Annotated in this window: 9 protein-coding genes, 1 tRNA gene and 1 riboswitch; of the genes, 6 read left to right on the top strand and 4 right to left on the bottom strand. The window is 71.9% G+C overall.

The window, feature by feature from the left end; all coding sequences use genetic code 11:
* The first annotated feature begins 21 nt into the window (after positions 1 to 21).
* A complete protein-coding gene (locus MM440_RS08975; RefSeq protein ID WP_241443983.1) occupies positions 22 to 1077 on the top strand; it encodes a LacI family DNA-binding transcriptional regulator in 1056 nt (351 codons plus the stop codon).
* Here the strand turns inward: MM440_RS08975 and otsB are convergent.
* On the bottom strand, positions 1055 to 3355 hold the full coding sequence (otsB, locus tag MM440_RS08980) for a trehalose-phosphatase (RefSeq protein ID WP_241443984.1): 2301 nt from the start codon (positions 3353 to 3355) through the stop codon (positions 1055 to 1057). The genes MM440_RS08975 and otsB overlap by 23 nt on opposite strands.
* 124 nt (positions 3356 to 3479) lie before the next feature.
* Here otsB and MM440_RS08985 point away from each other — a divergent pair, with 124 nt between their 5' ends.
* The 5 genes from MM440_RS08985 to MM440_RS09005 all read left to right on the top strand — a co-directional run bounded on the left by MM440_RS08985 (position 3480) and on the right by MM440_RS09005 (position 9047).
* A complete protein-coding gene (locus MM440_RS08985; RefSeq protein WP_241443985.1) occupies positions 3480 to 3908 on the top strand; it encodes a CBS domain-containing protein in 429 nt (142 codons plus the stop codon).
* A gap of 76 nt (positions 3909 to 3984) precedes the next feature.
* Complete coding sequence (locus MM440_RS08990; protein WP_241443986.1) at positions 3985 to 5724, top strand: serine/threonine-protein kinase; 1740 nt, start codon at positions 3985 to 3987, stop codon at positions 5722 to 5724.
* Between the two features lie 430 nt (positions 5725 to 6154).
* Positions 6155 to 6300, top strand: a riboswitch (cyclic di-AMP (ydaO/yuaA leader).
* 5 nt (positions 6301 to 6305) lie between these two features.
* The gene (locus MM440_RS16960; protein WP_338155628.1) at positions 6306 to 7007 is read left to right on the top strand and encodes a transglycosylase family protein; all 702 of its coding nucleotides are present in this window, start codon (positions 6306 to 6308) and stop codon (positions 7005 to 7007) included.
* A gap of 123 nt (positions 7008 to 7130) precedes the next feature.
* Positions 7131 to 7203, top strand: a tRNA-Thr gene (locus MM440_RS09000).
* A 395-nt stretch (positions 7204 to 7598) separates the two neighbouring features.
* Positions 7599 to 9047 carry a hypothetical protein gene (locus MM440_RS09005; RefSeq protein WP_241443987.1) on the top strand — a complete coding sequence of 483 codons (1449 nt, stop codon included), beginning with the start codon at positions 7599 to 7601 and terminating at the stop codon, positions 9045 to 9047.
* A 1692-nt stretch (positions 9048 to 10739) separates the two neighbouring features.
* Here MM440_RS09005 and MM440_RS09010 read toward each other — a convergent pair.
* From MM440_RS09010 to MM440_RS09020, 3 genes are read right to left on the bottom strand one after another with little or no spacing between them, the layout of a single operon-like run.
* Positions 10740 to 11039, bottom strand: a complete 300-nt coding sequence (locus MM440_RS09010) for a hypothetical protein (RefSeq protein ID WP_241443988.1) — start codon at positions 11037 to 11039, stop codon at positions 10740 to 10742.
* On the bottom strand, positions 11039 to 14041 hold the full coding sequence (locus tag MM440_RS09015) for an indolepyruvate ferredoxin oxidoreductase family protein (RefSeq protein ID WP_241443989.1): 3003 nt from the start codon (positions 14039 to 14041) through the stop codon (positions 11039 to 11041). The genes MM440_RS09010 and MM440_RS09015 overlap by 1 nt, the downstream gene beginning before the upstream one ends.
* Positions 14042 to 14089: 48 nt before the next feature.
* Positions 14090 to 14593, bottom strand: coding sequence for a hypothetical protein (locus tag MM440_RS09020; protein ID WP_241443990.1), 504 nt, complete (start codon positions 14591 to 14593; stop codon positions 14090 to 14092).
* Between the last annotated feature and the right edge of the window lie 80 nt (positions 14594 to 14673).

The raw sequence follows: 14673 nt of genomic DNA on the forward strand, positions 1-14673 counted from the left end.
CAAGAGAGGCGGTGAACCGCGATGGGACCCGTGCGCAAGCCACGGCTGGCCGACATCGCCGAGCACGCAGGCGTGAGCGAGGCCACCGTCTCGCGCGTGCTCAACAACAAGCCGCTCGTCTCCGAGAGCACCCGCCGGGCCGTGCTGACCTCGCTGGACGTGCTCGGCTACGAACGGCCAACTCTGTTGCAGCGCAAGGCGGCCGGTCTGGTCGGACTGATCGTGCCCGAGCTCGACAACCCGATCTTCCCGGCGTTCGCGCAGGTCATCGAGACGGCGCTGAGCGTGCACGACTACACGACCGTGCTCTGCACCCAGACACCCGGCGGCGTCCACGAGGACGAGTACACCCAGATGCTCGTGGACCGTGGCGTCTCCGGCATCGTCTACGTCAGCGGGCAGCACGCGGACACGACGATGGACCTCGCCCGCTACACCCGGCTGCGGGACCGCGGCCTGCCGATCGTCCTCGTCAACGGCTATCGCGAGGGCGTCGACGCGCCCTTCGTCAGCAACGACGACGCCGCCTCGATGGCGCTCTCGGTGGAGCACCTGGTGCGGCTCGGCCACACCCGGATCGGCCTCGCCGTCGGCCCGGCCAAGTACGTCCCCGTCGTTCGCAAGATCGGCGGGTTCCGCGCCTCGATGCGCGCCCAGCTCGGCGTGGGGGTCGCGGAGGTCGACGAGCTCGTCGAGACCACGGTCTTCAGCGTCGACGGCGGGGCGGCCGCGATGGCGCGGCTGCTCGCCCGCGGTGTCACCGCCGTCATCTGCGGGTCCGACCTGATGGCGCTCGGTGCGATCCGCGCGGCCCGGGCGAGCGGTCTGCGGGTGCCGGAGGACCTGTCGGTCATCGGCTACGACGACTCCCCGCTCATCGCGTTCACCGACCCGCCCCTCACGACGGTGCGGCAGGCGGTGACGACGATGGGGGAGGCGGCGGTGCGCGCCCTGCTGGACGAGGTCGCGGGCCACCCGGAGCCGCGCGACGAGCTGACCTTCCGCCCCGAGCTGGTCGTGCGTCGGTCGACCAGCGTGGTGCCGACGTTCAGCGTCAGTGCCCGCCGCGCGCACTGAGCAGCTGCTCGAGCACCTCCAGCACCTCGGTGGCGTCGGTCACGCGGAAGCGCGCGGCTGTGGGGCCCGGTCCCACCTTGATGGTCAGGTCGTGCGGCCCGAGCCGCTCGAACGCCTGCTCGTCGGTCACGTCGTCACCGAGGTAGACCGTGGCCTGCGACCCGCGGGCCGCCGCCAGCTCCAGCAGCGCGGTGCCCTTGTTGGCGTCGACGACGGACATCTCGACGACGTCCTTGCCGCGCAGGACCTTCGCGGGGCGCTGCTCCGCACCCACCACCAGCGCCTCGGCCGTGGCCTCCTCGGCGACGGTCGGGTCGAGCCCGCGGGTGTGCAGCACCACCCCGGCCGGCTTGTGCTCGATGCGCACGCCGGGGTGGCGCGCCAGCACCTCGCTCAGCTCGGCGTCGAGGACGGCCAGCTGGTCGGCCTGCTCCGGCGTGAGCGCCTGGGTGCTGGTGTCGTCGGTGGTCGACTGGGCGCCGTGGCTGCCCACGGCCGCGATCCGCTCGTGCCCGTCGAGCCCGGTGAGCGCCAGCAGGGTCTCCAGGTCGCGCCCCGACACGACGGCGCAGGTCGTCCCCGGCAGCTGCGAGAGGGCGTCGAGGGCCTCGAGCGTGCCCGGGATCGCCCGGCTCGTCGACGGGTCGTCCACGAGCGGGGCCAGCACGCCGTCGAAGTCCGAGGCGACCAGCAGCCGGTCCAGCCCCGCGACCGCGGCGATGGCCGCCCGCAGCCCGGGGTCGAGGTCTACGGGGTCGAGGTCTTGGGGGTCGACGTCTGTGGGGCCGAGGTCTGTCGGGTCAGTGGGGTTCATGGCTGGGGTGGTGGCTGGGTCGGTCATGGTGGTGCCCCTTCCGGGGTGCTGGGCGGGCGGGAGCGCCTCGAGCGCGGAGAGGAAGTCGTCGGCCCAGGTCTGGACGTCGTGGCGGCGGACGGCGCTGCGCATGCGGCGCATCCGGCGGCGCTGCTCGTCGGGGCCGGCGTGGATGGCGTCGAGCAAGGTCTGCTTGAGGCCCTCGACGTCGTGCGGGTTGCACATGAACGCCTCCCTGAGCTCCTCTGCCGCGCCGGTGAACTCGCTGAGGACCAGGGCTCCCTGGTCGTCGTAGCGGCAGGCGACGTACTCCTTGGCGACGAGGTTCATGCCGTCGCGCAGCGGGGTGACGACCATGACGTCGGCGGCGAGGAACAGCGCGGCCATCTCCTCTCGCCCGTAGGAGCGGTGGAGGTACTCCATGGCGGGGGAGCCGATGGTGGAGTACTCGCCGTTGATGCGACCCACGGTGCCCTCGACCTGCTCCTTGAGCTCGATGTAGGCGTCGATCCGCTCCCGGCTCGGGGTCGCGATCTGGATGAACGTGGTCTCGCTGCCGTCGAGCGCCCCGTCAGCCAGCAGCTCCTGGTAGGCCTTGAGCCGGTGCCGGATGCCCTTGGTGTAGTCGAGCCGGTCGATGCCGAGCAGCAGGTGCTTGGGGTCACCGAGGGAGGCCCGGATCTCCTTGGCGCGCTCGCGGACCTCGGGCGTGCGGGCGAGGCGGTCCATCGCCTTGAAGTCCGTGGAGATCGGCACGCCGGCGGCCCGCACGAGACGGGCGTCCGGCCCGCTGTCCGCGGTGACGGTGTCGCCGCGCACCGTCATGCCGAGCAGCTGGCGGCAGGCCCGGCGGAAGTTGCCCGCGTCGGTGCGCCGCTGGAAGCCGAGGAAGTCGGCCCCGAGGAGGCCCTCGAGGATGGCGGCGCGCCAGGGCAGCTGGGCGAACAGCTCGACCGGCGGGAACGGGATGTGGTTGAACCAGCCGATCCGCACGTCGGGGCGCAGCTGGCGCAGGAATGCGGGCACGAGCTGGAGCTGGTAGTCGTGCACCCACACGGTGGCCCCGTCGGCGGCCACCTCGGCGAGGACCTGGGCGAACCGCTCGTTGACCTCGCGGTAGGCGTGCCACCACTCGCGGTGGAACTGCGCCGGCACGATCACGTCGTGGTAGATCGGCCACAGGGTGTCGTTGCTGAAGCCCTCGTAGTAGCCCTCGATCTCCTCGGCGGACAGGGCGATCGGGTGCAGCCGCATCCCGGCCTCGTCGAACGGCTCGGGCGCCTCGCCGGGCTCGCCGGCCCAGCCCACCCAGACGCCGTCGCGGCCCGCCATGACCGACTCCATGGCGGTCACGAGCCCACCGGGGCTGCGGTGCCAGCCGACCGACCCGTCCGGGGCGACCACCCGGTCTACGGGAAGGCGGTTGGCGGCGATCACGAGCTCGAAGCGGTCGTCGACCGGCATGGGAGACAAGCCTCCTAGGTAGAGCGGTGGTCCCACTATAGGAGTCGACCCGGCAGCCCTCCGAGACGGGACGGCAGCGGGCGGAGGTCTGGCGCGCTGCGTCACTTGGGCCTACTGTGCGCCCATGCGTATCTCCGATGTGGTGAAGAACAAGGGCAGCCAGGTCGTGACCATGCGTCCTGACGCCACCGTGCGCGACCTGCTCGCCCTGCTGGCGCAGCACAACATCGGCGCGGTGGTGATCAGCGAGGACGGCTCGGGCGTCGACGGCATCGTCAGCGAGCGCGACATCGTGCGGCACCTGGCCGCCGACGGCCCCGACGTGCTGGACGGCGGGGTGAGCAAGATCATGACCTCGGACGTGCACACCTGCTCGGCCGAGGACGACATCGAGTCGCTCGCCACCGAGATGACCCAGCGCCGGGTGCGGCACGTGCCGGTCGTCGCCGACGGTCAGCTCCAGGCGATCGTCACGATCGGTGACGTCGTGAAGCACCGGCTCGCCCAGCTGCAGGACGAGAAGGACCAGCTCACGGCCTACATCCAGCAGTAGCCCGTCCCGGGCCGGCCGGCCGTGGCTCACGGCCGATGTCCAGCCACAGCCCAGGCGCAGCGCCTACCCTCGTGCCATGACTTCGGTGCCAGAGGGGGGCGGCCCCGCGTCCGCGAACGCGCGCCTGGGCTCCTACCGCCTGGTCAGCACGCTCGGTGAGGGCGGCATGGGCGTCGTGCACCTGGGGCTGGACCACAGCGGCCGGGCGGTCGCCATTAAGGTGCTGCGCCCGCACGTCGCCTACGACGCCGAGTCCCGCCGCCGGCTCGCGCGCGAGGTCGCGACCCTGGAGCGGGTCAAGCACCGCCTGGTCGCCGCCGTGCTGGATGCCGACCCGGACGGGCCACGGCCCTACGTGGTGACGCAGTACGTCCCCGGACCCTCGCTCGAGGAGGTCATCACCTCGCGCGGCCCGATGCCTCCGGCCGACCTGGTCCGGCTCGGCCGCGGGCTCGTCGAGGCGCTGGAGGCGATCCACGCCGCCGGCGTCGTCCACCGGGACCTCAAGCCCGGCAACGTGCTGATGCTCGACGACGAGCCGGTGGTCATCGACTTCGGCATCGCGCACGTGGCCGACGACGTCCGACTCACCTCAACCGGCCTGGTCATGGGCACGCCCGGCTACCTGTCGCCCGAGGTCGTCGAGGGTGGCGCCGTCACCGAGGCCACCGACTGGTGGGGCTGGGCCGCCACCTTGGCGTTCGCCGCGTCCGGCCAGCCGCCGTTCGGTCGTGGCCCGATGAACATCGTCCTCGACCGGGTCCGCCACGGACGGCACGACCTCGGGGGCGTCGACCCGCGGCTGCGCCCGCTCCTCGCGGCCGCCTTGTCGCCCGTGGCGACCGACCGCCCCGCCGCGCGCGAGGTCCTCGGTGCGCTCGAGGTCTACTCCCGAGGCGGGGAGGCGACCGTCCCCACGCCCATCCAGGGTGCTGCTGGCGCCGGTTCGGCCGCGCCCACCGTGGCCGCCCCGATCGGCGCCACCCGCCGGCTCACGGCGGTCCCGCCGCTCGGGGAGCGCGTCTCCGCTCCCCGTCCCGTCCCGACCGGTCCCTCGCAGAGCGCCCCGCAGGCCCCGATCAGCTCCTACCCCCGCACTGGCCCTGAGGCGCCCGCCCCAGCGCCTGGGGCACCCGCCGCAACCCCTGGGGCAGCCGCCCCGGCGGGTTCTACGGGATGGACGACGGGTGTGGGGGCGGGCGACCCGCGCATCGGACGGCCCACGCGCACGAGCAGCCTGGCGGCGCTGATGATCGCGATCCTCGGACTGGCGGCGACCTGGCCGATGATCGCCCTCATGGTCGCCGTCAGCTGGGCGCTGCTGGCGCGGACCGTGGACCGCAGCGTGACCGCGCTGGTGCTGCGGCGGCACGCCTACGGCGCCAAGCGCGGGTCGGACGTGGCGCTCGCCGTCCTGGCCAGCCCGGCGCACGTCATCGCCGCCGCCCTGAGCACGGTGCTCGGCGTCATCGGCAGCGGGCTGATCGGCGTCGCGGCCGCCTATGTCACGTCCTGGGTGCTGCCGCTCGTCCTCGGCCGCCCGGTCAGCGTCGCGAGCGCGCTGCCGCTGCTTGCCGGGATGGCTGTCGCGATCGTGTTCTCCTGGTGGGGGCCTGGCGGGGTGCCCCTGCGCCGCGGCTCGCGCAGCATCATGCGCGGCATCGCGCCCGACGGCACGCCCGGTGACATCGTCACCAGCGCTCTTGCCGTCCTCGGCATCGGGCTGCTGGTCTGGTCGCTGCTCAGTCACGGCGTGCCGTCCTGGCTGCCGCTCACCGATGCCCCTCTCGGCGACGCCCTGAGCTGGAACTGGTAGCCCGGTCCGAACCTGTCCGAACGCTGTGGGTTCACGTCTGTAGCGCTTCGACTGCGCCCGAAGTGCCCGGAGGGCGTGTGGGATACGTCACACCGAAGACCTGTAACGTCGTGCGTAGCAGAGGCCCGCGAGCAGGTCAAACGCGTCGAAATCGCCCATTCGCGCAACTTCGCCGGTCAGCGCGGAGTTGTCACGGTCAAACGTTGGCCTTACCGTCGTTACTAGGTCGTTACCAAGGCGTTGCCCCCTCGAGCAAGTCGCACTTCTCCGTCGGGGTCCGCGGCGGTCGGTCCAGCGGGCACTCGGCCCCACCCACCCCTGTTGTGCGGTGACCGAGTGTGTCCGTTTACTGACAACTGCATAGACCCTTGCATTCATTCACACGTGTGCCCGCTTCGCCGAGCGTCGTCCGGCGGGCACGTCACCAGGCCCAACCCCTTGGCCTGGGCGCGGACGACGGTGGAGGACCCACTTCGGGCCGGCCCAGCCGGTCCTTGGGGTTAAGTCGCAGCAGCGACCGGGCACCTGACCGCCCGAACCCGACAGCTCACTTCACAGGCGTCGTCAGGAGAGGAATCCTCGTGCGTTACACCCCCCGTCACTCTGCCGTCGCGCCTGCTCGCGCCGTCATCGCCCGTCGCGCCGCCACCACCCTCGCCTCCGCGGCCGCCGTCGCCGGCATGGGCCTCGCGACCACCACCCCGGCCAACGCTGCCGGCTCGGTCTGGGACAGCGTCGCCGCCTGCGAGTCCGGTGGCAACTGGTCCATCAACACCGGCAACGGGTTCTACGGTGGCCTGCAGTTCACCCGCTCGACCTGGCTCGGCTTCGGTGGCGGCCAGTACGCCCCGCGCGCCGACCTCGCGTCGAAGTCCGCCCAGATCGCCGTCGCGCAGCGCGTCCTCGCCTCCCAGGGCCCCGGCGCCTGGCCGGTGTGCTCCCGCAAGGCGGGCCTGACCCGCTCCAACGGTGGCGCCTCCAGCTCGGCCTCCGCGCTCACCTCGAGCCGCAGCACCACCCGCACCCCGATCGCCAGCTCCGCCGGCATCAAGAGCTCGGACGTGAAGGCCATCCAGCGCCACGTCGGCCTGGCCCAGACCGGTTCGCTCAGCACCACCACGGTCAAGCGCATCCAGCGCCTGGTGGGTGCCCCCCAGACCGGCTACTTCGGCCCGGTCACCACCCGCAAGGCCCAGGCCCTCGCCGGCATCGCCCGCGACGGCGCCTCGCGCCCCAACGGCCGCACCATCGCCGGCCTCGCTCGCTGGGCGAACACCCACTGAGCAAGCCGCACCCCGTAGTGCCCCCACCGGTGGCCCCGTCGACCTCGCGTCGTCGGGGCCACCGGCGCGTTGTCGGTAGGATTCAAGCGCGGTCCGCCCCCTTGGCTGGGGTCGGCCCAGCCCGCTGGCGTGGCGCAATTGGTAGCGCACCTGTCTTGTAAACAGGCGGTTGTCGGTTCGAGTCCGACCGTCAGCTCTGTTCGTCTTGTGGCTGTGGCCTGCTGCTTCTTGCGGGCTTAGCGGTGGAGGAAGAGCTGGTCGGGGCGGTTTTCTGACCGGTTGTGAGTCATCGCGTGAGTCGTTTGGATCGAGCACAGACGAGCAGCGACAGGCGAGAATCGACACACGAGAAGCAAGGCCGCGGCCGCGCCCCTGGTGGGGTGCGGCCGCGGCCTTCTGCTGCCCGGTGAGGCCATCGGCCTGGGTGGAAGTGATGGCTGGGTGGGGCCGTGGGGGTCGGGGGGCCGCGTGAGGGGGTCTGTCAGTGGGTGGTGCTTGAGTGTGGGCCAGGTCCTTTGAAGGTGGTCCGTCCTCGCGGCGCACGTGTTCGAGCGGCCTGATCAGAGCAGATCAGGAAGGTGGATCGCGGACATGCCCCAGACGCTCGCCGCCGCCGCACCGGTTGCCGACGCCCCCGTGGGCGGGTCGCTGCTGGTTGCTGTGGCGGCAGCGATGTCGGACGAGGCCATCATCGGGTTCGAGGACTGCCTGACCTTGGTCGACGCCCTGGTTGCGCTGGACCGTGAGGGAGCCGCCGCGCTCCCCGTCCACGGGCGCGACGTCGCCGACGTGCTGGTGCTGACCCAGCAGAGCATCGCCTTCCTGACCACGCTGCAGGCGGCCGCAGTGCAGGTGCTGACCGCGGCCACAGCCGAGCAGAAGGTCGGCGACCGCTACGGTCCAGACCACGACCCGTCGCCAGCCGCGCTCGGTCGCATCGAGGGCCGGGCTCGACGGGCCGTCCTGGACGAGGCGGTAGCCACGTTGGGCTGGGATCCGGATCGGCGGGCCCTGATGAACCGGCTCGCCAACGGTGCTGCTGAGCGCACCCAGGTGGCGGCACGGCTGCTCGGCGAGGGCGTGCTCACCCCCGAGATGGTGCGCGTGCTGACCTCTCGGCGCTCCGAGCACCTCACCGACCCGCAGCTGGCGTGGCTGACCCGCCACGTCGCCGGCCTGACGCACCCCTGCGCCCCAGAGCTCGCCGCTGCTGCTGCCGGGACGCCTGCGGATGCAGCGCCTGGTGGCGTCCCCTTCCGACGCTGCGGTGCGCGGGCCGTTCTGCGGGCTCGCGCGGCGCAAGCGCGACGCGAGGCTTTGGTCGAGGCAACCGGCTGGACCGTGGGGGACTGGGTCGACCCTGAGCTACCTGCCCTGTCCTGGGTGGTGTTTCGCGACCGGTTCGACCAGGGACTCGCCTGGCTGCTGGACGAGGACCCCGACGTAGGGGACCGGGAGCAGGCCATGGCGGAGCGACGCGTGTCTTCACGGTTGCACCCGGACGGCACCGGCGAGGTCAACGTCACCGGTGATGCTGCCGCGGTAGCCGCCGCCCACAACCGGATCCACCAGATGGCCCGCCGCGCCCGCCAGCTCGGCGATCCCCGGACGATGGGCCAGCTCGGCGCCGACCTCGCTCTCGGGCTGCTGCTGCATGGCCATCACCCCAACCACCCTGACCACCCGGTGTCCTGCCATGGCGACCCCAGCCGCCCCGCCGAGACCAACAGCGACGCCCCCGTGCGTGCAGGCTCGGCCGGGGCTGACGCGGGCAGCGACACCTCCGCGGCTGGCGCGGGTAGCGACATCTGCGCGGCTGGCGCGGGTAGCGACATCTGCGCGGCTGCCGATCCATGCAGCGGTGCTCGGAGCAGCGACACCCCCATGCGTGCAGGCTCGGCCGCGGCCGACGGGGCAACGACAGCGATGTCCCCAGGTGTGCAGACGCGACGAGCGCCGATGCGAGGAGCCACAGCCACGTCCCCACGGGTGTCGCCGCGACCGGTGCGGATGCGGGCATCGACAGCGACGCTCCCATAGATGCCGACCCGCTGCTGCCGTATCCCGATCTGGCGGACCACCTTGCGGCTCAACCGAGCTCGTCCTCCCGGGTGACCTGATCGGGCCTCGCCCCTTCACACCGAGCGACCTCCCACCGAGCGACCTCTCACCCAGCGACCCGACGCCACCCTAGCCAGACCGTGCCGTGCCGGCCCCCAGCACGGTGGGTGAGGAGTTGCTGAACGGCTTCGACGGCGTACGTCCGGTCATGGCCATCCTGAACATCACCGTGTCCCTGGAGACGCTCCTCGGGACCTCGTCCCTGCCGGCCCGACTGGACGGCGGACCGGTGCGGGGCTACCTGACCGCGGCCCAGGTGCGGGCCGTCGCGCTCGCAGGCGGTGGGATCTGGCGTCGGATCGTGACGGACCCCGTCAGCGGGGTCGCGCTGAACACGCCCGTGCGCTCCTACCAGCCCGGCCGCGCCATGCGGGACCACCTCGCGGTGCTGGACAACGGCTGCCGGGCCCCGGGGTGCCTGCGCCATCACGACCTGCAGCTCGATCACGTATGGCCGCACAGCGAGGGCGGCCCGACCATGGGCGACAACCTGCACACGCTGGACGCGAACCATCACCACCACAAGACCGAAGGCCTGTGGCACGTCACCCCGGTCCATGTCGACGGTCCGCGCTCTGGCGGACAGGCTGCCGACGACCCCAGCCATGTCGGGCCTAGCGTCGACGTCCCGACCACCGCCGGGCCTAACGCCGGGCCCACGGCCGACACCCAGGGGCCTGCCAGCCGAGCCGCCGGCGGGCCGATCACTGCTGGGCCCACCGCCGACGAGCCGACCCCTGTCGTGGCTACTCCCGTGGACCCGGACCCGGCAGCACCAGGCCATGCAGATCCTGGCGGCCATGATTCGGTGAGCTCCGTGCTCGACGCCCTTGTCGATGGCCGGACCGACTGGCCGGAGCGGCACCTGCGCTGGACCCTGCCGACGGGTCGGACGGTCGTTACCAGGCCAACCCCGTACCCCCGACCCGAGCATCTGTGCCCTCCGCCGCCTGGCCACGTGGCGCGCGACGCCGAGCTGGACCGCTGGTACGAAGGTCTCCTCGGCGGGCTCGACGGCCTGGACAGCGTCCGCGCCACTCCCCGGTTGCCCTACACGCACTGGCACCCGACCGCGCCTGGCACCACGGGACCAGCCTTCGGACGACTCCCGCAACCTGCAGCAGGCCAACCTGCACCCGGCCAATCTGCAGCTGGGCAACCTGCTCTCGGGCAACCGTCACAGGGACAACCCTCAGCTGAGCAACACGCACCTGGGCAACCTGAGGCTGGGCAGCTGGCACCGGGGCAGCCTGCACCTGGACGACCTGCATCTGGACCGCCTGCTGCCCGGCAACCAGAGACTCGGCGACCTCTAGCCGAAGGACCTCCAGCACCACGACCGGTGGAGCCGGGGGACCACCGGCCGCCGTTCTGATGGGCGGCGCGTGGAGACCAGGCCACAGCTCGGGTGTCGAGGGACGGCGCAGAGGGACGGCGAGCAGGCCGGTACCTCAGGCCCGAGGGCGCCGCCACCAGGACAAAAGCCCCCGTCAGCCGGTCAGGCGTCCCGTCAGGAGGCCAGGCGCTCCCTCCGCAGGGCGGCCGCTCCTTCAGCAGGGCGGGCGCGACGTCAGCCGAGCCGGCAGCCGTCAACCGCGGGCAGGCGCTCCGTCAACCGGGCAGGTGCGTCGCGTCAGCCTCGGAGGCGCCGGCGCCGGGGCCGCTTCGGGGGTCGGGGTCGCCGGTGGGGCGCGGGCGGCGCTCGGGCTGCGCCCGCCCGGAGGTAGACCCTGGCGGGGCTCCGTCCATCAGCGCGGCGGTGCTGGGGTCGAGTCGGCCTTCGACCGACGCGTCGGCGTCGAGGTTGTCGTCGGTCGGCCGTGGCTCGTGGGCCGACCGACCGGTGGGTCGCGGGCCGGTGACGCCGAGACGGTGCAACCGGTCGAGCAACATCTTGCTGAGCAGGGCCATCAGGGAGCACCTTTCGAGAGCGGAAGGTCTACGCGGTCGCGGCTGGCGTCGGTGAGCCGAGCCCGCAACCGGGTCAGCTGCTCCTTGTAGGTCTTCACATTGTCCAGCTTGACGTCGTCGTAGCCGCGTACCACGTCGGGCAGCTGGGCGAGCTCGAGCGCGACGGCGTGGTTCGACTCACCCACGCGCGCCGCGAGCTCGTCGACCAACGCCTCGAACTCGGCCAGCAGCTCGCGCTCGACGACGCGCACGTGGTCGCGGCCGAACGGGTCGAAACGAGTGCCGCGCAACCGCTTCATCGGCGCGAGGGTGGCGAACAGGGCGTCACCGACCCGGTCGGGCACGGCGATCTTCTTGTGCAGGCCGAGCGACTTCATCATCGGCGGCTGCAGCATGAACCGGTAGCGCGCGTCCGGGCCGAAGCGCTCGATCACCTCGGCCTTGAGGGCGGGGTCGCGGTGCAACCGGGCGACCTCGTACTCGTCCTTGTAGGCCATCAGCTTGTAGAGCGAGAACGCTACGGCCTCAGCGACATCCGTGCGGCCGCCAGCGCGCGACACCTCGGCGACCCGGACCTGCTCCACCCGCAGCGCGTAGCGCCGGGCGTAGGCCACGTCCTGGTAGGCGATCAGCATCGGCACCCGGGACAGCACGATCCGCTCCAGCTCGGAGCCGTGCTCGGCACGAACGATGCTCGCGATCCACGACTCGGTCGGAGTCGGTTGCGGCGCAACGGTCTTCGGTCGTAGCTCAGTGAGCAGCTGGGCGAGCGCAGCCTCGTCGGACAGGAGCTGGCGGCCGCGTCGGAAGGCCTGGAGGTTGGTGTCGACCTGGACGCCGTTGAGCGTGATGGCGGCCTCGATCGACTCTGCGTCGAGGGGCAGCGCACCCGCCTGATAGGCCGCGCCGACGAGCAGGATGTTGGCGGTCTGGTCGCTGCCGAAGAGCTGCTCGGCGATGCCCGGGGAGTCGACCGCGAGGCTCGACCCGGGGCGAGACGCCGAAGCGATCCGCTCGAGCAGCCCTGCGGGGTCAGGGAACTCGACGTGCGTGTCCACGACCATCTGCCCGGTCGGCACCTGCGCGGTGGAGGTGACAGACACCGTGCGCTCGGGGTCGGCGACGACCAGGTTGGCCTGCTGCGCCCCGGCCAGCATGTCGCACGCCAGGTAGAGGTCGCAGTCGGCGACGGTGAGCTTGTTGGCCTGGTCGACCGGTGCGGTGGTGATGCGCAGGTCGGAGATGACGGGGCCACCCTTCTGCGCCAGGCCGGTCTGGTCCAGGCCGCGGACGAACCGACCCTCCAGCAGCGCCGCAACGGCGAGCGTCTGGGCGACGGTGACGACACCCGTGCCGCCGATCCCGCTGATGCGGAAGGTGAATTCGTCTGCAGGGACGATGAGCTCGGGCTCGGGCAGGTCCTCCGGCCGTAGCTCCGGCACGTTCGGTCGGCTCCCGGCGGAGCCACCACCCGAAGCACCCGTCGTCACCGTCACGAACGACGGGCAGTTCCCCTGCAGGCACGAGTAGTCGAGGTTGCACGAGGGCTGGTGGATCTGGGTCTTGCGACCGAGCTCGCTGCTGACGGGGTGCACGGAGAGGCAGTTCGACGCGGCGCCGCAGTCCCCGCAACCCTCGCAGACCGCCTCGTTGATCAGCACACGGGTGCGCGGCTCCTCGAGGGTGCCGCGCTTGCGGCGGCGCCGCTTCTCGGTGGCGCACTCCTGGTCGTGGATCAGCACGGTCACACCCGGCACGGCACCGAGCGTCTTGGTGGCCTCGGCGAATCGTGAACGGTCCCAGAGGTCTACGCCTCGGGGGAGGGGAGCGCGCGCGTAGCGAGCGGTGTCCTCGGTGGTGACGATGACGCGTGCCACGCCCTCCGCGAGCAGCTCGCGACACAGGTCGGGGACGCCGCGGATGCCGATCGCGGGCTGCGCGCCGGTCATGGCGACATGGTCGTTGTAGAGCAGCTTGTAGGTGATGTTGACGCCGGACGCCACGGCGGCGCGGATGGCGAGGATGCCCGAGTGGGCGTAGGTGCCGTCGCCGATGTTCTGGATGAAGTGGTCGAGGTCGCAGAACGGTGACGCACCGATCCACTGCGCGCCCTCGTTGCCCATCGCGGTGAGCCCGAGGATGTCGCCGACGTCGTCGGGGCGCATGAAGACCGCGAGCACGTGGCAGCCGGTGCCGGCCCCGACGACCGTGCCCGGTTCTACGGCGGCGACGGAGGTGTTGTGCGGGCAGCCGCTGCAGAAGTACGGGGACCGCGCGAGGGGCAGCGCCGGTCGCGTCGTGGGCCGGGTAACCCGCTCCAGCCGCCGCTGCATGTCGGGGAGGTCGTCGAGACGGCCGAGCCGCTCGGCGACCAGCCGCGCGATCGACGCGGTGTCGAGCTCGGCGTGCAGCGGCACCAGCGGGCGGCCCTGCTCGTCGAGCTTGCCGAGCACGAGCGGCCGGTCCGCCAGCGCGTAGAGCTCGTCCTTGACGAACAGCTCGATGAAGGGCCGCTTGTCCTCGAGCACCAGGATCTCCGACAGGCCCCGCGCGAACGAGCGGACGACGGTGCCGTCGAGCGGGTAGGGCATCCGCAGCTGCAGCAGGCGGACGCCGAGGCGACGCAGCTCGTCGTCGTCGATGCCGAGCTCGCGCAGCGTCTGCCGGAGCTCGTAGTACGTCTTGCCGGAGGAGATGATGCCGATCCGGTCCCGTTCGGTGGAGACCGTGACGCGGTTGAGGTCGTTGGCACGGGCGTAGGCGAGGGCCGCCTCGATCCGCCCGTAGATCTGGGAGTGCTCCATCCCCATGACGCTGCCGCCGTAGAGGTGCATGGAGGGCTGGTGGACGTAGGGCTTGCCGTCCAGCTCGATGTCGACCATCACCGGCCGCACCCGGTCGGGCGACACGAACGCCGAGCCCGACCCGTCCGCCACCGTCGTGGACATCTTGACGGCGACCCACAGGCCGCTGCTGCGGGAGAGGGCCACGGCGTGGGACACCGAGGTCGAGGACCTCCTGGACGTCGCCGGGGTAGATGATCGGCATCATCACGGCCGCGGCGGCAAGCTCGCTGGCACCCGGGGTCGGGGAGGACTTGGCGGTGGGGTCGTCCCCGACGAGGCGAGCGCCCCGCCGGTGCGGTGGGTGCCCATCAGGTTGGCCTGACGCAGCGCGTCGAGCGCCCGGTCGAAGCCGTTGGCCTTGCCGTACCAGAGCCCGAGGACCCCGTCGTAGCGCGGTCCCGGCAGTCGCTGGGTCAGCTGGCTCCCGGCCACGGCTGTCGCGCCGAGCTCCTCGTTGACGCCCATCTGGTGCACGACGTGGTGCTCGGCGAGCAGCCGGCGCCGGCGCTGCAGCTCCAGGTCGTAGCCGCCGAGCGGCGATCCGGGGTAGCCGGAGATGAACGTGGCCGTGCTCAGACCGTTCGCCAGATCGAGTCGACGTTGGACCAGCGGTAGCCGGACCAGCGCCTGGACACCGGTGAGGTGGATCATCCCCTCGTCGACGGTGAACTTGTCCTCCAGCGAAAGCGGCAGGGTTCCCGAGGTCATCGTGGTCCTCTCGCTCCCGTGCGCCGGCGGCGTTGCCGGCGTCACGTCCCCGCATCGTGGGCCACCGGCCGGTCTGCGTG

This window comes from Arsenicicoccus piscis, from assembly GCF_022568835.1.
GTDB lineage: Bacteria > Actinomycetota > Actinomycetes > Actinomycetales > Dermatophilaceae > Arsenicicoccus > Arsenicicoccus piscis.

Coding starts and splice junctions, on each gene's coding strand:
- MM440_RS08975 (WP_241443983.1), top strand. CDS start 22: ATGGGACCCGTGCGCAAGCCACGGCTGGCCGACATCGCCGAGCACGCA.
- otsB (WP_241443984.1), bottom strand. CDS start 3,355: ATGCCGGTCGACGACCGCTTCGAGCTCGTGATCGCCGCCAACCGCCTT.
- MM440_RS08985 (WP_241443985.1), top strand. CDS start 3,480: ATGCGTATCTCCGATGTGGTGAAGAACAAGGGCAGCCAGGTCGTGACC.
- MM440_RS08990 (WP_241443986.1), top strand. CDS start 3,985: ATGACTTCGGTGCCAGAGGGGGGCGGCCCCGCGTCCGCGAACGCGCGC.
- MM440_RS09005 (WP_241443987.1), top strand. CDS start 7,599: ATGCCCCAGACGCTCGCCGCCGCCGCACCGGTTGCCGACGCCCCCGTG.
- MM440_RS09010 (WP_241443988.1), bottom strand. CDS start 11,039: ATGGCCCTGCTCAGCAAGATGTTGCTCGACCGGTTGCACCGTCTCGGC.
- MM440_RS09020 (WP_241443990.1), bottom strand. CDS start 14,593: ATGACCTCGGGAACCCTGCCGCTTTCGCTGGAGGACAAGTTCACCGTC.